The sequence below is a fragment of the Pandoraea sp. LA3 genome, from assembly GCF_022696215.1.
In the GTDB taxonomy this organism is placed as follows: Bacteria; Pseudomonadota; Gammaproteobacteria; order Burkholderiales; family Burkholderiaceae; genus Pandoraea; species Pandoraea capi.
Genome location: NZ_PTPY01000035.1, coordinates 301,655 through 318,365 on the forward strand (window position 1 = coordinate 301,655; position 16,711 = coordinate 318,365).

Consider the following 16,711-nt stretch of genomic DNA (forward strand, 5'->3'; position numbering starts at 1 on the left):
GCGATCAGGCGGAGGGTGACGGTCGGCGAAGTGCGGTCATGCCGCTCGCAACGATGAGCAACATGCCGATCCAGCCGGCCATCGCGGGCCAGTCGCCCCAGACAAGCATGCTGATCAGTGTAGCGAAGATTACGCCCGAGTACTGGAGATTCGCGGTGACGAGGGTATTGCCCAAACTGAACGCCCGAGTGAGCGCGGTCTGGGCGATGAGCGCTGCGATACCCACACCAAGCATCAAGCCGGCCCCGCGCCAGGTCAGCGCGTGCATGCCGTCGATGGCGACCCATCCGAGCCCCAGCAAGACCCCGCCAGCCGAGAAATAGAAGACGATGCGCCAGTCGGGTTCGCCGGCCGCGCCAAGTTCCTTGACCTGCATGTAGGCGATGGCCGAGAACACGCCGGACACCACGCCTGCGACCCCGCCGCCCCATGCCTGGCTGTCGATCGTGGGCTGCAGCAGCAAGGCAACGCCGACAAATCCCGCGAAAATCGCCGCAACCAGACGGAAGTCGGTGCGCAAGCTGCCACGAATGGCCGCCGTACCCATGACGATCAGGGAGATCCAGATCGGTGACATGTAGTTAAGCGTCATGGCCGTCGATAGCGGCAGTTGCGTGAGCGAATAGAACCAGAGGCCGAGAGAAACCACGCCGGCGGTGCTGCGCTTGATGTGCGAGCCAATGTGACGCGTGCGAATCGTCTGTCCACGCATGCGCGCAATCGCCAGCAGCACGATCACGCCAATAAGACTACGGTAAAGGACGATTTCGCCGGTGTTGTATTCGTTTGCCGCCAGCTTGATGAAGAGCCCCATCAACGTGAACATGAAGGCGGAGACCAACATCCAGAGCGATTGCATGGCGAATTGTGGCCAGTGACGGCGAGAGGGGGCAAGAGGAGCGGTTAGCCGACGATGTGACGAACGCGCGTATTTCGGTATTTTGTGCCGAACGCCGGTGACCACACGGCATCGAGGTCTTATGCGCGGTCATATCGAAAGCATGGAGACGATTCTAACGAAAACGGCGGGCGCTTGGCCCGCCGTTTCGCGAATTTTCGGCAAATATTTAATTCAGTCTCGCAGCCACCACAGCGCAGTGCAAAAAGTGCCGCCGCTGTCCTCAACCGAATGCTGCCGGCTTCTCATCGGGTGAGACCGCCGATGATCCGCCCCTCAGAAATCGCCCATCTGGCGACGCAGGAATTCGTGGAAGTGCTGCATGCCGTCTTCCATCGGGCTCTGGTAGGGGCCGACTTCGGAGACGCCGCGATTGAACAGAGCACGGCGACCGGCGTCCATGCGCTCGGCGATCTCGTCGTCTTCGCGGGCGGTTTCCATGTAGGCGGCACGTTCAGCCTCGATGAATTCGCGCTCGAAGAGGGCAATTTCCTCGGGGTAATAGAACTCGACGATATTCGTCGTCTTCTGCGGGCCACGCGGAATCAGCCACGATACGACCAGCACGTGCGGATACCACTCGATCATCAGATGCGGGTAGTACACCATCCATATCGCACCGAAGTCCGGCGGGACACCTTCGCGGTAGCGCAGCAGCACGTCGTGCCACTGGCGATAGATCGGGCTGCCCGGCTTGGCGAGACCTTCGTGTACGCCGACGGTCTGGACGCTGTACCAGTCGCCGAATTCCCAGCTGAGGTCTTCGCACGAGACGAAGCTGCCCAGACCCGGATGGAACGGCACGACGTGGTAGTCCTCGAGGTAGACCTCGATGAACGTCTTCCAGTTGTAGTTACATTCGTGCACTTCGACGTGATCGAACATGAAGTTCGAGAAGTCGAGGTGGTGCTTCACGCCAAGACGTGCGAGATCTTTCTGCACGTCGCGGCCTTCGGCTTCGAACAGCAGCCCATTCCAGCGTTGCAGCGGGAATTTGCCGAGGTTCAGGCACGGTTTTTCCGGGAAGTGCGGCGCGCCGAGCAGTTCGCCCTTCGTGTCGTACGTCCAGCGGTGGAGCGGACATACGATATTGGGCGTGTTCCCACGCCCATTGAGCATGACCGCCTGACGATGACGGCAGACGTTCGAGAGCAGTTCGATGCCGCTGTGCTCGCCCGCGCCATTGCGGACCAGCATGCGACCTTCCTGCTCGGCCGGCAGGGCGAAGTAATCGCCGGCTTCCGGGACCATTAGCTCGTGACCCACGTAACGCGGGCCATGTTTGAAAAGGACTTCACGCTCGCGGGCGAGGAGCGCCTCGTCGAAATACGTGTAGACCGGCAGTTGGCTCGAGGCCGGTTTCAGTTGCAAAGCGCTGCTTAGATTGGACATTCCCACTCCCGTCTAGCTTGAAAGCAGTGAACAACCCAACCATCGAAAAATCGATTTAGGGGAACCGACGATTATACCCGGTCTAGACACCCGGGGGCTGCTAAGTCCATGATTTACGTTAAATAATGTCCGAAAATTGTCGACGCGGCCCGATTTGAGGCAATTTACGCTCTGCGAGCTAGTGCGCTTTTGCCGTAAAATGGAACATTCGACCCGAATTTTGCGTTTATGGCCAAGACTGCAAAGTCGCAAGACGCGGCACCCGACGTGCCGCAAGACCTGCCCGAGACCTATGAGGCTGCACTCGCCGAGCTGGAAACGCTCGTCGGGCGCATGGAGGGCGGGGAGCTGGGGCTGGAAGATTCGCTTGGCGCCTACCGGCGCGGCGCCGTCCTGGTGAAATACTGCCAGGGCCTGCTCGAGAAGGTGGAGCAGCAGGTTAAGGTGCTCGAAGGCGAGACGCTCAAGCCGCTCGAAGCGACACGCGACGAGTTCTAGGCGGCGCGTCCGAATTCGGCGATACAGCAACACGGCAAGGCGACCCACGACCCAAGGCGTTCCCGCGACACCGGGGCGCTTCAATAACACGCACGGCCCAAGGGGTACGTGCAGGATGAAGACGATGGCGGATCAGAATATCAAGGCCTGGATGCAGGCAGTGCAGGCCCGTGTGGAACAGGCGCTCGATGCAGCGCTGCCGCAAGCCGCAGACGGCGGCTCGGCGCGACTCAACGAATCGATGCGTTACGCCGTGCTCGGTGGCGGCAAGCGCGTGCGTCCGCTGCTGTGCTTTGCCGCGGGTGAGGTCACGCAGGCGAGCGAGGCGGCGCTGGACCGTGCAGCATGCGCCGTCGAAATGATTCATGCCTATTCGCTGGTGCACGACGATCTGCCGTGCATGGACGACGACGATCTGCGCCGCGGCAAGCCGACGGTTCACGTGCAATACGACGAAGCGACCGGGCTGCTCGCCGGCGATGGTTTGCAAACGCAGGCGTTCGCCCTGTTGGGTGAGGCGACCGGTGACCTGAGCGCCGCGCAATCGCTCGCGCTGGTGCGCGAACTGGCGCTGGCCTCCGGCGCGCTCGGCATGGCCGGCGGTCAGGCGATCGATCTGGAGAGCGTAGGCATCAAGCTCACGCAGTCGCAGCTGGAAAACATGCACCGTCTGAAGACGGGCGCGTTGCTGCGTGCGTCGCTGCGCATGGGCGCGATCTGTGGCCGTGCGCTGTCGGACGACGAGACCGTCGCGCTCGACGCGTATGCTGCGGCTGTCGGTCTGGCCTTCCAGGTCGTGGACGACATTCTCGATGCGACGGCCGATTCGGCCACGCTGGGGAAGACGGCAGGCAAGGACGCCGCGAACGACAAGCCGACGTATGTGTCGCTCATGGGGCTGGACGGTGCGCGCGATTATGCTGAGAAGCTGCGCGCCGATGCGCATGCCGCGAGCACCTCGCTCGGCAACGCAGATCGTCTGCGTGCGCTGGCCGATTACGTGGTCGATCGGATCAATTGATGGACGTAGGCTGGTAGTTCGCCGTGGAAATGGTGAAATGCAGGCCAGCGTTGCCAAGCCACACATGGTTTTCTGAACGGCCCCGGCAGCACGTCAGTCACGCGTTGACGGGGCGGTAGCAGTAGCGATAAGCAAGGGGCAAGGAGGGTCGGCGCGATCTCCCCACAGAACGCACCGGCAGGAGATCGGGAACAGCGCACAGGGGGTGCTGCCCGATAAAGAACGCCTATATATGGAACGACGATGTACGAACTTCTAAATACTATCGATGACCCGGCCGATCTTCGGCGTCTGGAGCGTCGCCAACTCGCGCCGCTGGCCGAGGAGTTGCGTGCTTTCGTGCTCGAAAGCGTGTCGCGCACGGGCGGCCACCTGTCGTCCAATCTCGGGACGGTCGAGCTGACGATCGCGTTGCACTACGTCTTCAACACGCCGGAAGATCGCATCGTCTGGGACGTCGGCCATCAGAGCTATCCGCACAAGATCCTGACGGGTCGTCGCGAGCAAATGGGCTCGCTACGTCAATTCGGCGGTATCTCGGGCTTCCCGAAGCGCGACGAATCGCCTTACGACACGTTTGGCACGGCGCACTCGAGCACGTCGATTTCGGCGGCGCTCGGCATGGCGCTCGGCGCACGCACGAAGGGTGAGAACCGTTTCGGCATCGCGGTGATCGGCGACGGCTCGATGACCGCCGGTATGGCGTTCGAGGCGATGAACAATGCCGGCGTGCATGAAGATGCGCCGCTGCTCGTCATCCTGAACGACAACGATATGTCGATCTCGCCGCCGGTCGGCGCGCTCAATCGCTATCTCGCCCGCCTGATGTCGGGCCGCTTCTACGCTGCGGCGAAGAAGGGCGTGGAGAAGGTGCTGAGCGTGGCGCCGCCGGTGCTGGAACTGGCGCGCAAGTTCGAGGAGCACGCCAAGGGAATGGTCGTTCCGGCCACGATGTTCGAAGAGTTCGGCTTCAACTACATCGGCCCGATCGACGGTCATGACCTCGATTCGCTGATCCCGACGCTCGAGAACATCAAGAATCTGAAGGGCCCGCAATTCCTGCACGTCGTCACGCGCAAGGGTTACGGCTACAAGCTCGCCGAGGCGGATCCGGTGCTGTACCACGGCCCGGGCAAGTTCAATCCGGCCGAAGGCATCAAGCCGAGCACGAGCAGCAAGAAGACGTACACGCAGGTGTTCAGCGACTGGTTGTGCGACATGGCAGCCTTGGACAAGCGCATCGTGGGCATCACCCCGGCCATGCGCGAAGGCTCCGGCCTCGTCGAATTCGAAAAGCGTTTCCCGGATCGTTATTACGACGTAGGCATCGCCGAACAGCACGCGGTCACGTTCGCGGGTGGTATGGCGACGGAAGGTCTCAAGCCCGTCGTCGCCATCTATTCGACGTTTCTGCAACGTGGCTACGACCAGTTGATTCACGATGTGGCGTTGCAGAATCTGCCGGTCGTGTTTGCGCTGGATCGTTCGGGCCTCGTCGGTGCCGACGGTGCCACGCACGCGGGCGCCTACGATATTCCGTTCGTGCGCTGTATTCCGAACATGGTCGTGATGACGCCGTCCGACGAGAACGAGTGCCGTCAGATGCTGTACACCGGCGTGCAGATCGACGGTCCGTCGGCGGTGCGTTATCCGCGTGGCGCTGGCACGGGTGCAGTGATCGAGCAGACGATGACGGCGCTGCCGATCGGCAAGGGTATCGTGCGTCGCGAAAGCCAGGCGGAAGCCGGCCGTCGCATCGCGATTCTCGCGTTCGGCAGCATGGTCGCGCCGTCGCTGGCCGCGGCGCAAAAGCTCGACGCCACCGTGGCCGACATGCGCTTCGTCAAGCCGATCGACGACGAACTGATTGCCCGCCTGGCGCAGACGCACGATTACCTGGTGACGGTCGAAGAGGGCAGCATCATGGGCGGCGCCGGTTCGGCTGTGGCTGAATCCCTGCTGGCCAGCGGCGGCCATCGACCCATACTACAATTGGGTCTGCCCGATCTTTTCATCGATCATGGCGATCCGGCACAGCTTCTGTCGGGGCTGGGTCTCGACGCCGCAGGCATCACCAAGTCGATCTGCGAGCGCTTCGATGTTCAGCCGGCGGATGCCTCGCAGGCCACCGAAAAGGTGACGACGAAGCTCGTCGCCTGAGCGACGTCGGTGTCCTGAGTATCAGAACGATCCGGCTTGCGCGCCGGATCGTTTCGTTTTGCATAGCGCATTCTTCATTCTGTGCCGGGGCCTCCGGCACATTCCCGTTGGCACTCGCCAGAGGCTCGTGAGCCGTGCGACGGGTACGTTTTGCCCATTGCCTCCCCCCAGTCGGCTTGCCGGCAAAGAAGGAAACCTGATGAACCAGATGAACCCCGCTTTCGTTATGCCGGACGTGCAGAGCAGCGTCGATACCCGGCAGATCCCGATTCAGCGCGTTGGTGTGCGCGGTGTGCGTCATCCGTTGTCGGTGCGTCTGGCCGACGGCGACGTGCAAGCCACTGTCGGCCTGTTTAATCTCGACGTGCATTTGCCGGCCGATCAGAAAGGCACGCACATGTCGCGGTTCGTGGCGTTGCTCGAAGCGAATCGTGAGCCGCTGGATGTCGCGGGCTTTCGCGCGATGCTCGATGGCATGCTGGAGAAGCTTGAAGCCGAAGCCGGCCGTATCGAGGTGACGTTCCCGTACTTCATCAACAAGACGGCGCCGGTCTCCGGCGTGCAGAGCCTGATGGATTACGAGGTGACGCTCACGGGCGACGTTCGCAACGGCGAGACGCGTGTGTGGCTCAAGGTGCTCGTGCCGGTCACGAGCCTGTGCCCGTGCTCGAAGAAGATTTCGCAGTATGGCGCGCACAATCAGCGCTCGCATATCACCATCGACGCCGAAATCGTGGGCGATATCGCTGTCGAGGCACTGGTGCGCATGGCTGAGGAAGAGGCGTCGTGCGAACTGTGGGGGCTGCTCAAGCGTCCGGACGAAAAGTATGTGACCGAGCGCGCCTATGAGAATCCGAAGTTCGTGGAAGATCTGGTGCGTGACGTGGCAACGCGTCTGAATGACGAGCCGCGTATCGCCGCTTACGTGCTTCAGGCCGAAAACTTCGAATCGATCCACAATCACAGCGCCTATGCCGTGATCGAGCGCGACAAGCGTATTGCCGCATGATCGATGGATGCCGTCAGTGATGTCGGCAGCGACAAAAAACCGCTCCTCAGAGCGGTTTTTTCATGGGAATCTGCCTGAGCGTGGCAACGATCGATCAGGCGCTTCGTACGATATCGGCCAGATCCCAGCGCGGGCGCACGGTGTACGCGTATTCGCTGTCGGCCTCGTCGGGCCAGTGCTTGAGACGCATGGCGCCCGCAAACGCGATCATCGCACCGTTGTCCGTGCAGAACGCGAGATCGGGGTAATGCACGCGATAACCGCGACGGCGTGCGGCCTCGTTCAGCCCCGCGCGCAATTGGGCGTTCGCACCGACACCGCCCGCGACGACCAGCGTCTTCATGCCGGTTTGCTTGAGCGCGGCCATCGATTTGGCGACGAGCACCTCGACGATGGCGTCGACGAACCCGCGTGCAAGATCCGCTTTTGCCTGCTCACAGACATTGCCGCCAAGATTGCGCACTTGCGTGAGCACTGCGGTTTTCAGGCCGCTGAAGCTGAAGTCGAGATTGCCCGAGTGCTTCATCGGGCGCGGCAGATCGTAGCGTCCCGGCGTGCCGAACTCGGCCAGACGAGAGACGGCAGGGCCGCCCGGATAGCCGAGGCCCAGCAGCTTGGCTGTCTTGTCGAAGGCTTCGCCTGCCGCGTCGTCCAGCGTTTCGCCGAGCATCGCGTACCGACCGAAGGCGCGCACTTCCATCAACTGCGTGTGACCGCCGGAGACCAGCAGGGCGACGAACGGGAAGTCGGGCGCGTCCGGCGCGAGCAGCGGGGACAGCAGGTGGCCTTCAAGGTGATGCACGCCGACGACCGGACGATCCAGCGCGAAAGCCAGCGCATTGGCGACGCTCGCGCCGACCAGCAGCGCGCCGGCCAGTCCGGGGCCCTGGGTGTAGGCAATCGCATCAACCGCGCTGAGCGGCTTGCCGGCCTGTGCCAGCACTTCCTCGGCCAGCGGCAGAGCGCGACGAATGTGATCGCGCGATGCCAGTTCCGGTACGACGCCGCCGTATTCGCGATGCATCGCAATCTGCGAGTGCAGTGCGTGCGAGAGCAGGCCCGCCTCGGTGTCATAGAGGGCGAGTCCGGTTTCGTCGCAGGAGCTTTCAATGCCTAGAACCAGCATGGCGGGAGGAGATGCGCGCGGCGTCAATGTCGATGGAGAACCGGGAAGTATACCAGTCGACCCCATCGGCTGCCGGTTACAATGCGCGCCATGGAAAAGTTCGATGTAGCGATCGTGGGTGCCGGCGCGGCCGGTCTGATGTGCGCGGCTGTGGCCGGGCAATTGGGCTTGCGCGTGGTGCTGATCGATCATGCGACGCGTCTCGCGGAGAAAATCCGCATTTCGGGCGGCGGCCGCTGCAATTTCACCAATATCAATGCCGGACCGGCGAATTATCTGTCGGAGAATCCGCGTTTTTGCCGGTCGGCGCTCGCGCGCTACACGCCGCGCGACTTTCTGGACCTGCTCAAGCGTCACCGTATCGCGTGGCACGAAAAGCATCGCGGGCAGCTCTTCTGCGACGAAAGCGCCGAAGACATCATCGAAATGCTGCGAAAAGAGTGCGCTGCGGGGCATGTGCACTGGCGCATGCCGTGCGCCGTGCACACGGTGGCGCATACGACCGCCGGCGGTGCGCACCCCTACCATCTGACGACAGATGCCGGGCATATCGCGGCCAAACGGCTCGTCGTGGCGACGGGTGGTCTGTCGATTCCGAAAATCGGGGCGACGGACTGGGGCTACCGGATCGCGCGCCAGTTCGGGCTGGATCTCGTCGAGCCGCGCCCGGCGCTCGTGCCGCTCATGTTCGATGCATCCACGTGGGCGCCGTTCGCGGGCTTGTCGGGGCTGTCGCTGGAAGTCGACGTCAGCACTGGCAAGGGGAAGGACGCGGGCAACTTTCTTGAGGATCTGTTGTTCACGCACCGCGGGCTGTCCGGGCCCGCGATTCTTCAGATTTCCAGCTTCTGGACGCCGGGCCAGCCGATCACGCTGGATCTCGCGCCTTCGTCCGATATCGAGACGGCGCTGTTCGAGGCGAAGGCGATGTCCAAACGTCAATTGAGCAATCTGTTGGCGCAGTGGGTGCCGGCACGTCTGGCAGACGCCTGGGTGGCGAACAGCGGTCTGTCGCCGCAGGCCCGTGTGCAGGAGTTGCCGGACAAGGCGCTGCGCGCTCTGGCGCAAGCATTCTCGGGGTGGACGCTCAAGCCCTGCGGCTCGGAGGGATGGCGCAAGGCGGAAGTGACGCGCGGTGGCGTCGATACGCGGGCGTTGTCGTCGGCCACGCTGGAGGCGCGTGCGCAGCCTGGACTGCACTTCGTGGGTGAAGTCGTCGACGTCACGGGATGGCTTGGCGGCTATAACTTCCAGTGGGCGTGGGCCTCAGCCGTGGCGTGCGCGCGGGGGATGTCCGAAAGTATCCAGTCGGCCAAGGCTGGCGACAGCGTCGTCTGAGGGGCGGCAGGGCGCTACGTCTGAGCGAGATCCGGAGGGACCGAGTGCCGGTAAGGCGACGCACTGTCGTAGACGGCCACTAGTGCGCCGTGCTACGCTCTCTCCTTCGTGGAGACGGCGCCATTTCAGCAGTATCGGTCGTTTCGGCAGGTGTTCGAAGACTCGTTTGAGACGCCTCCGAGGGATTGTTTGCGATATTGCGTCCGACACGTCATCGATGACGAGCGTACGAGAGGGCTTGTGTCGTGACGATCCGAGTCTCCGGCGAGCCCGCTTGTGATCGCATGTGTGATCGTTACCCCAAGCGGGTTTTTGTGCTTTGTGCCCCTGTAATCCTGCGCCAGCCTACCGGCTGCGGTGCGGGGCGGATCGAAGCCCACCGTCGCCGTCCTTTTCTTTGGGACGGCATGCACTACACTGAAACGTAATCGAATTCCGGAATCCCTGCTCATGAGTCTGAAAGAACGCATCAACGAAGACATGAAGACGGCCATGCGTGCCAAGGCCGCCGATAAACTGGGGACCATCCGTCTGCTGCTCGCGGCAATCAAACAAAAGGAAGTCGACGAGCGCATCACGCTCGACGATACGGCCACGATCGCCATCGTCGACAAGCTGATCAAACAGCGCAAGGATTCCATCAGCCAGTTCCAGGCAGCCGGGCGCACCGATCTGGCCGACAAGGAGGCCGCTGAACTCGAAGTTCTCATGGTCTATATGCCGCAGCAGCTCTCGGCAGACGAAGTCGCGCAAGCGGTCAAGGCGGCAGTGGCGCAAACGGGCGCAGCCGGTCCGCAGGACATGGGCAAGGTGATGGGCGTGCTCAAAGGCCTGCTGGCAGGGCGTGCCGACATGACGGTCGTGTCGGCGCAAGTGAAGGCGGCGTTGGCTGCGTAATCCAGTGGTGCGGTACGGTGCCGTTGCGCATGCGACGGCCCGGCACTGCGTTGCGATGGCACCGATCCAGTGATTCCCCAGTCGTTTTTGCAGGATTTGCTCAACCGCGTCGATATTGTCGAGGTGGTGGGCCGTTACGTTCAGTTGAAAAAGGGTGGGGCGAACTTCATGGGGCTGTGCCCCTTTCATAACGAAAAGTCGCCCTCATTTACGGTAAGTCCCACCAAGCAGTTCTATCACTGCTTCGGCTGTGGCGCGCACGGCAGCGCGATCAGCTTCCTGATGGAGCATGCCGGACTCGGATTTGTCGAAGCTGTCGAGGAGTTGGCCCGTAATGTCGGGCTGGATGTGCCGCGTGAGGCGCCGATGCCGGGCGCGCCGGCACCTGCCGCGCAACGTGCGCAAACCCTCGGGCTGGTCGACGTGATGACGCGTGCGTGCGACTACTACCGCAAGCAATTGCGCGGTGCGCCCGTGGCCATCGACTATTTGAAGCGACGCGGGCTGACGGGCGAAATCGCCGCGCATTTCGGGCTGGGCTATGCCCCCGACGCGTGGCAGAACCTCGAAGCCGCGTTCGAGAACTACCGGGACGATCAGTTGCTCGACGCCGGTCTCGTCATCGAGAGCGAGAAAGGCGAGGCGGGCAGCACGAAGCGACGCTATGACCGCTTCCGCGACCGGATCATGTTCCCGATCCGTAATACGAAGGGGCAGGTGATCGCTTTCGGCGGACGCGTGCTGGACAAAGGCGAGCCCAAGTATCTGAACTCTCCCGAAACGCCGCTCTTCAGCAAGGGCAGCGAGCTTTATGGGCTGTTCGAGGCGCGTCTCGGTATTCGGGATGCGGGCTACGTGCTGGTCGTCGAAGGGTATATGGACGTCGTGGCGCTCGCGCAGTTGGGCTTTCCGCAGGCGGTCGCTACGCTGGGCACGGCCTGTACGCCGATGCACGTGCAGAAACTGCTGCGCCAGACGGAAACGGTGGTGTTCAGCTTCGACGGCGATGCGGCAGGCCGACGCGCGGCGCGTCGTGCGCTCGAAGCCTGTTTGCCGCATGCCGACGACAACCGGAGTTTCAAGTTCCTGTTTCTGCCGAGCGAGCACGACCCGGACAGTTATGTGCGCGAACACGGCACGCAGGCGTTTGCCGACGAGGTGTCACACGCCATGCCGATGTCGCAGTTCCTGATTGGCGAAGTGACGGCAGGCAAGGAGATGCACCAGCCGGAAGGCCGGGCGAGGGCGTTGTTCGAGGCGAAGCCGCTTTTGCAGCAGATGCCGGCGAATGCGCTGCGCGGCCAGATCATCCACGCACTGGCCGAGCGTGTGGGAAGTTCGGTGGAAGAAGTGGCCGAGTTGTGCGAATTGCACATTGGCGCCGCGCGCCGTCAGAACGCATGGGACAAGGCGCCCGCCAAGCGCGAGAAACGTCGTGTGGTGGGCACCGAACACCGGGCTTTGCAGAATTTGTTGATGTTCCCCGCGCTCGGAAACGAATTGACCGAGGAAGAGACCAAGATTTTGCGGGAGAAGGGTCACCACGGCGAGATTTTCTCGGAAGTGCTGACACTTTGCCGTGAAATGGGCGCACAGGCCGACTTTCGTTACATGTCGGATCGGCTGCGAATTTCGCCAAACTGGGCGAGTTTCGACGACATCATTCGCGAAATCCTCTCGTTTGAGGAAAATGCGCGCGATCTGATGCTGTTCGACCCGGCGGACGAAGCACAGGTCGAGCGCCGTGAAGAGCAAATCGCCTTGCGACTCACCGAGTTACGTAGTGCGATCCGGCGCTTGCAGTACGACCGGTTGTGCGAAGAACTGGAGACGATTTTCAAGCGGACGTCGCTGACGTCCGATGAATTGCGTCACGCGCAGGCGCTATCGCGCGAGCGTGACGAACTGAAGCGGATGCTGGCTACGGCCGGCACAGGGGGCGCGCGAAGTTGAGGTAAGCCCGCGTGCTATAATGGAAAGTTTTCAGTGGGCTGTTTTCTGGCAAGCGAGATCGCTATGGCAAAGATGACAACGACCAGCGGAAAAAAGACGGTTATCCCTTCACCGACGGCAAAGCGCGCGACCAGCGCGGCGGCGGCATCTGGTGGAAAGGGGGCGTCTCGATCTGCGAAAGCTGGCGTTGGAGGAAAAGCCGGTGCGGTGTCGCAAGCGACGAAGAAAACAGCCAGCCAGGCAAGTTCGGCGAAACGTACTACGCAAACCAAGGCAGCCGCCGGTGCCACGAAGGCGACCGGCAAGACGGCTGCGAAGGTGACCGATGTCACCAAGCGCAAGAGTGCGACCGCCACGACGGTGGGGGCTGCGAAGGCAGCCAGGCCGACGGTGAAGTCCGAGCCGCCCGCGAAGGTCAAAGCGACCGGGGCGGCAACGGCCACGAAGGCGACGGCAAGCGGGAAACCGCAGGCCCGACAACCCGCTGAAAAAAGCGCGAAGAGCGCAACTACCGCCAAGGCTTCGAGCCTGGCGGGCCGCAGTACACCTGCGACGAAAGCCCCACGCAAGACCGGGGCTTCCAGCAAACCGGAGGCAGTGGTGGAGGTTACGCCGACAGCAGTTGGGTCGGTCGTCCCAAAAGCACGTGGCAGAGCCGCGAAGACCGCGACCCCGGTGGAGCAAAACGTTGCAGCGAATACTAATGATCAACCCGTGAACGAAGATCAGACCAAAGTGGAAAAGCAGAAGGCGCGTGATCGCCGGGCAAAAGAGAAAGCACTGCTCAAGGACGCATTTTCCTCGCACCAGCCCGGTACGGCCGAGGAACTTGAGGAACGTCGTGGCAAGCTGCGGACACTGATCAAGCTGGGCAAGGAACGAGGCTTCCTGACCTTTGCAGAGATCAACGACCACCTCCCTGACGATGTGGTGGAAGGCGACGCGCTGGAAGGCGTGATCGCAACGTTTAACGACATGGGCGTTGCCGTCTACGAGCAGGCGCCTGATGCCGAGACGCTGCTGCTCAACGACAACGCGCCGAACGCTGCGACGGACGACGAAGTCGAGGAGCAGGCGGAAGCTGCGCTTTCGACCGTCGATTCCGAGTTTGGCCGCACGACCGATCCGGTGCGTATGTACATGCGCGAAATGGGTACGGTCGAGCTGCTGACGCGCGAAGGTGAAATCGAGATCGCGAAGCGCATCGAAGAAGGCCTGAAGCACATGGTGCAGGCCATCTCCGCATGCCCGACGACGATCGCCGAGATCCTGGCGATGGCCGAGAAGGTCGAGCGCGAAGAAATGCGCATCGACGAAGTGGTCGACGGCCTGATCGATCCGAATGCGGAAGCCAACGCGGCGGCCGCTGCCTCCGATGACGAAGACTTCGACGCCGATGCGGACGAAGACGAGGAAGAAGAGGAAGAGGAAGAAGGCGACGACGAGGAAGATAGCGGCAGCGGCGGCGGTGCTTCGGCAGCGCAGGTCGAGCAGCTCAAGCGTGATTCGCTCGCCAAGTTCGCCGTGATCGCCGACTGGTTCGGCAAGATGCGTCGTGCGTTCGAGAAGGAAGGCTACCAGTCCAAGCCGTATGTGAAGGCTGGCGAAGCGATCCAGACCGAGCTGATGACGATCCGCTTCACGGCGCGTACGGTCGAGCGTCTGTGCGACACGCTGCGTTCGCAGGTGGACGAAGTGCGCAACATCGAGCGCGCCATCCTGAACATCGTGGTCGACAAGTGCGGCATGCCGCGCGCCGATTTCGTGTCGCGTTTCCCGGGCAACGAAACCAATCTCGACTGGATTTACACCGTCGTGGCCGATAACAAGGCTTACAGCTCGGTGGTCGAGCGTAACGTCCCGGCCGTGCAGGAACTGCAACAGAAGCTGATCGACCTGCAAGCGCGTGTGGTGTTGCCGCTGACCGAGTTGAAGGACGTCAATCGCAAGATGTCGGAAGGCGAGCGCCGTGCCCGCAAGGCCAAGCGCGAGATGACCGAGGCGAACTTGCGTCTGGTGATTTCGATTGCGAAGAAGTACACGAACCGTGGTCTGCAATTCCTGGATCTGATTCAGGAAGGCAACATCGGCCTGATGAAGGCGGTGGACAAGTTCGAATACCGTCGTGGTTACAAGTTCTCGACGTACGCGACGTGGTGGATTCGTCAGGCCATCACGCGTTCGATCGCGGACCAGGCACGTACCATCCGTATTCCGGTACACATGATCGAAACGATCAACAAGATGAACCGGATCTCGCGTCAGATTCTGCAGGAAACCGGTGTCGAACCGGATCCGGCGACGCTGGCCGAGAAGATGGAAATGCCCGAGGACAAGATCCGCAAGATCATGAAGATCGCGAAGGAACCGATCTCCATGGAAACGCCGATCGGTGACGACGACGATTCGCATTTGGGCGATTTCATTGAAGATACCGGTACGGTAGCGCCTGCGGACGCCGCATTGCATGGTAGTATGCGCGACGTCGTGAAGGACGTGCTCGATTCGCTGACGCCGCGTGAAGCCAAGGTGCTGCGTATGCGTTTCGGTATCGAGATGAGCACGGACCACACGCTCGAGGAAGTGGGCAAGCAGTTCGACGTGACGCGTGAGCGTATTCGTCAGATCGAAGCCAAGGCGTTGCGCAAGCTGCGTCACCCGAGCCGTTCCGACAAGCTCAAGTCGTTCCTCGAAGGCAATTGATTGCTGCTGAGCGAGCGCCGGTAGTTAAGGGCCGTTAGCTCAGCGGTTAGAGCAGGGGACTCATAATCCCTTGGTCGCTGGTTCGAACCCAGCACGGCCTACCAGGAATAGGGCCAGCAGATGAACATCTGCTGGCCCTTTTTTGTTGTCCGAACTAATGTGAATGACATGGAGCAAAAGACGATGGAAGTAGTAGACGGCGTGATCGAAGCCCTTGATGAGTCGCGCGGGCGGTTCGTTGCGCGTTTTGCTTCCGGGCGATATGCGGCATTCGAGCTCGCGCGACAGCCTGGGCAGGACAAAGGTGTGGGGCGTATCGCCGTCGGCGATTCGGTTCGCGCGGTACCAGCCAGCACCGGAAAGATAGTGATGCTGAGCATGTCGCGTAAATTGCCGTTGCTGGTGAACGGATTGACTGGATCGACTAGTCAGAGCGAGTGCCTTCGCTTGATGAGCGAGTAACCACTCGCCCGGTCACGCCCCTCAAGCCGGCTGCTGCTGCGTGGTGCAGTGAATCCCGCCGCCACCGCCTGCGATGCCGTCGATATTGAGCTGGACGATTTCCCGTTTGGGAAACTGGTCCCGCAGTATGTCCCGCGTGCGGTTATCCGTCTCGCGATCGCCGAATTGCGGGGCGATGACGGCACCGTTGCACACGTAAAAGTTGACGTACCCGGCGGCGAATTCGTCCGATTCATACGTGCTGCGCACGCTGTCGGGGCCGGGCAGAACGACCACTTGCAGTGGGCGTCCGGCGGCATCGGTCGCGTGACGCAGGATGTCGAGATGGCGCTTCGTGACGGCATGATCGTAAGACGACGTGTCATTATCCAGATGCGCGATCACCACGCCCGGACGGATGAATCTCGCATAGAAGTCGGTGTGACCGTCGGTGATGTCCTTCCCGGCGATCCCCGGCAACCAGATGATCTTGCGCAGCCCGAGCAAGCGCATCAACTCGGCTTCGCAAGCTGTCTTGCTGAGTCCCGGATTGCGATTGCGGTTCAGCACGCAACTCTCCGTGATGATGGCCGTGCCGTCTCCATCCACCTCGATACCGCCGCCTTCGATCACCAGACGCGTCGTCAGTCGGCGCACGTCGGCTTTCCCCGTAACGAACCTGGCGACTTCTGCATCGTCCTCGCACGTCTGCTTGCCGCCCCAGCCGTTGAAGTTGAAGTCGATCCCGGCCAGTTCACCTCGACGAGTGCGTACGAAGACGGGGCCGGTGTCGCGCATCCAGAGATCGTCGATGGGCTGGACGATCAGGTTCACCTTGTTGCCGCACATGCGGTGCGCGACGTCATAGTCATCTTCCCGAACCAGCATGTTGACGGGCTCGAAACTGCCGATCGCCTGTGCGATGCGCGCAAGCCCTTCCTGCGCCGCGCGCTGAAGGCGACGCCCCCATACGTCTTCGCTCGGACCAAATGCCATCCACGTCGCAGCATGACGCTCGCCTTCGTCCGGCATGGTCCATTCGGACGACGATGTCCCGGCGGCGAACGCAGTACCCGTCAACCCGCTACCCAAAGCGCTCGCGAGCATCGTCGCCCCGGATATCGTCAGTCCCGTCTTCATAAACCCTCGCCGTGTCGGCATGCCCTGATTCTCTTGATGATGTTGTGCACGATGACGCCATGAAGTGACCGCTTGTGCGTCGGCGGGTCAGGCAGTTCACGCAGTTTGAGGCACATCATCGATAAATAAAAACGA

The 16,711-nt window shown here is 61.9% G+C and carries 13 protein-coding genes and 1 tRNA gene; 10 read left to right on the plus strand and 4 right to left on the minus strand.

Annotation, left to right across the window (positions count from 1 at the left end; all coding sequences use genetic code 11):
• Window positions 1-4 precede the first annotated feature (4 nt).
• Both C5N93_RS16740 and C5N93_RS16745 read right to left on the minus strand, forming a co-directional pair.
• Window positions 5-859, minus strand: a complete 855-nt coding sequence (locus C5N93_RS16740; RefSeq protein ID WP_069344179.1) for a DMT family transporter — start codon at window positions 857-859, stop codon at window positions 5-7.
• A gap of 315 nt (window positions 860-1,174) precedes the next feature.
• Window positions 1,175-2,290, minus strand: coding sequence for an aromatic ring-hydroxylating dioxygenase subunit alpha (locus C5N93_RS16745; RefSeq protein WP_242560175.1), 1,116 nt, complete (start codon window positions 2,288-2,290; stop codon window positions 1,175-1,177).
• Window positions 2,291-2,518: 228 nt separating this feature from the next.
• Between C5N93_RS16745 and C5N93_RS16750 the strand changes: the two genes are divergently transcribed.
• From C5N93_RS16750 to folE2, 4 genes are all read left to right on the plus strand, one after another.
• Window positions 2,519-2,788, plus strand: coding sequence for an exodeoxyribonuclease VII small subunit (locus tag C5N93_RS16750; RefSeq protein ID WP_069344181.1), 270 nt, complete (start codon window positions 2,519-2,521; stop codon window positions 2,786-2,788).
• A 124-nt stretch (window positions 2,789-2,912) separates the two neighbouring features.
• Complete coding sequence (locus tag C5N93_RS16755) at window positions 2,913-3,809, plus strand: farnesyl diphosphate synthase (protein WP_242560176.1); 897 nt, start codon at window positions 2,913-2,915, stop codon at window positions 3,807-3,809.
• Between the two features lie 243 nt (window positions 3,810-4,052).
• Window positions 4,053-5,969 carry a 1-deoxy-D-xylulose-5-phosphate synthase gene (dxs, locus tag C5N93_RS16760; RefSeq protein WP_242560177.1) on the plus strand — a complete coding sequence of 639 codons (1,917 nt, stop codon included), beginning with the start codon at window positions 4,053-4,055 and terminating at the stop codon, window positions 5,967-5,969.
• Between the two features lie 199 nt (window positions 5,970-6,168).
• The gene (folE2, locus tag C5N93_RS16765; protein ID WP_242560178.1) at window positions 6,169-6,978 is read left to right on the plus strand and encodes a GTP cyclohydrolase FolE2; all 810 of its coding nucleotides are present in this window, start codon (window positions 6,169-6,171) and stop codon (window positions 6,976-6,978) included.
• A gap of 94 nt (window positions 6,979-7,072) precedes the next feature.
• On the opposite strand, the gene tsaD is transcribed toward folE2, so the two are convergent.
• On the minus strand, window positions 7,073-8,104 hold the full coding sequence (gene tsaD / locus C5N93_RS16770) for a tRNA (adenosine(37)-N6)-threonylcarbamoyltransferase complex transferase subunit TsaD (RefSeq protein WP_242560179.1): 1,032 nt from the start codon (window positions 8,102-8,104) through the stop codon (window positions 7,073-7,075).
• 90 nt (window positions 8,105-8,194) lie between these two features.
• Here tsaD and C5N93_RS16775 point away from each other — a divergent pair, with 90 nt between their 5' ends.
• The 6 genes from C5N93_RS16775 to C5N93_RS16800 all read left to right on the plus strand — a co-directional run bounded on the left by C5N93_RS16775 (window position 8,195) and on the right by C5N93_RS16800 (window position 15,457).
• Window positions 8,195-9,442 (plus strand): NAD(P)/FAD-dependent oxidoreductase, encoded by a 1,248-nt coding sequence (locus C5N93_RS16775; protein ID WP_242560180.1) that lies wholly within the window; start codon window positions 8,195-8,197, stop codon window positions 9,440-9,442.
• Between the two features lie 450 nt (window positions 9,443-9,892).
• A complete protein-coding gene (locus C5N93_RS16780; protein ID WP_069344186.1) occupies window positions 9,893-10,339 on the plus strand; it encodes a GatB/YqeY domain-containing protein in 447 nt (148 codons plus the stop codon).
• Window positions 10,340-10,408: 69 nt separating this feature from the next.
• Window positions 10,409-12,292, plus strand: coding sequence for a DNA primase (dnaG, locus tag C5N93_RS16785; RefSeq protein WP_242560181.1), 1,884 nt, complete (start codon window positions 10,409-10,411; stop codon window positions 12,290-12,292).
• A 63-nt stretch (window positions 12,293-12,355) separates the two neighbouring features.
• The gene (rpoD, locus tag C5N93_RS16790; RefSeq protein WP_242560182.1) at window positions 12,356-14,995 is read left to right on the plus strand and encodes an RNA polymerase sigma factor RpoD; all 2,640 of its coding nucleotides are present in this window, start codon (window positions 12,356-12,358) and stop codon (window positions 14,993-14,995) included.
• Between the two features lie 28 nt (window positions 14,996-15,023).
• Window positions 15,024-15,099 (plus strand) — tRNA-Ile (locus C5N93_RS16795).
• A 16-nt stretch (window positions 15,100-15,115) separates the two neighbouring features.
• Window positions 15,116-15,457, plus strand: a complete 342-nt coding sequence (locus C5N93_RS16800) for a hypothetical protein (RefSeq protein WP_242560183.1) — start codon at window positions 15,116-15,118, stop codon at window positions 15,455-15,457.
• A gap of 21 nt (window positions 15,458-15,478) precedes the next feature.
• On the opposite strand, the gene C5N93_RS16805 is transcribed toward C5N93_RS16800, so the two are convergent.
• Complete coding sequence (locus tag C5N93_RS16805) at window positions 15,479-16,576, minus strand: agmatine deiminase family protein (protein ID WP_242560184.1); 1,098 nt, start codon at window positions 16,574-16,576, stop codon at window positions 15,479-15,481.
• Between the last annotated feature and the right edge of the window lie 135 nt (window positions 16,577-16,711).

Excerpts from the sequence above, each read along its gene's own strand:
- C5N93_RS16740 (WP_069344179.1), bottom strand. The coding sequence starts at position 859 with ATGCAATCGCTCTGGATGTTGGTCTCCGCCTTCATGTTCACGTTGATG.
- C5N93_RS16745 (WP_242560175.1), bottom strand. The coding sequence starts at position 2,290 with ATGTCCAATCTAAGCAGCGCTTTGCAACTGAAACCGGCCTCGAGCCAA.
- C5N93_RS16750 (WP_069344181.1), top strand. The coding sequence starts at position 2,519 with ATGGCCAAGACTGCAAAGTCGCAAGACGCGGCACCCGACGTGCCGCAA.
- C5N93_RS16755 (WP_242560176.1), top strand. The coding sequence starts at position 2,913 with ATGGCGGATCAGAATATCAAGGCCTGGATGCAGGCAGTGCAGGCCCGT.
- dxs (WP_242560177.1), top strand. The coding sequence starts at position 4,053 with ATGTACGAACTTCTAAATACTATCGATGACCCGGCCGATCTTCGGCGT.
- folE2 (WP_242560178.1), top strand. The coding sequence starts at position 6,169 with ATGAACCAGATGAACCCCGCTTTCGTTATGCCGGACGTGCAGAGCAGC.
- tsaD (WP_242560179.1), bottom strand. The coding sequence starts at position 8,104 with ATGCTGGTTCTAGGCATTGAAAGCTCCTGCGACGAAACCGGACTCGCC.
- C5N93_RS16775 (WP_242560180.1), top strand. The coding sequence starts at position 8,195 with ATGGAAAAGTTCGATGTAGCGATCGTGGGTGCCGGCGCGGCCGGTCTG.
- C5N93_RS16780 (WP_069344186.1), top strand. The coding sequence starts at position 9,893 with ATGAGTCTGAAAGAACGCATCAACGAAGACATGAAGACGGCCATGCGT.
- rpoD (WP_242560182.1), top strand. The coding sequence starts at position 12,356 with ATGGCAAAGATGACAACGACCAGCGGAAAAAAGACGGTTATCCCTTCA.
- C5N93_RS16800 (WP_242560183.1), top strand. The coding sequence starts at position 15,116 with ATGAACATCTGCTGGCCCTTTTTTGTTGTCCGAACTAATGTGAATGAC.
- C5N93_RS16805 (WP_242560184.1), bottom strand. The coding sequence starts at position 16,576 with ATGAAGACGGGACTGACGATATCCGGGGCGACGATGCTCGCGAGCGCT.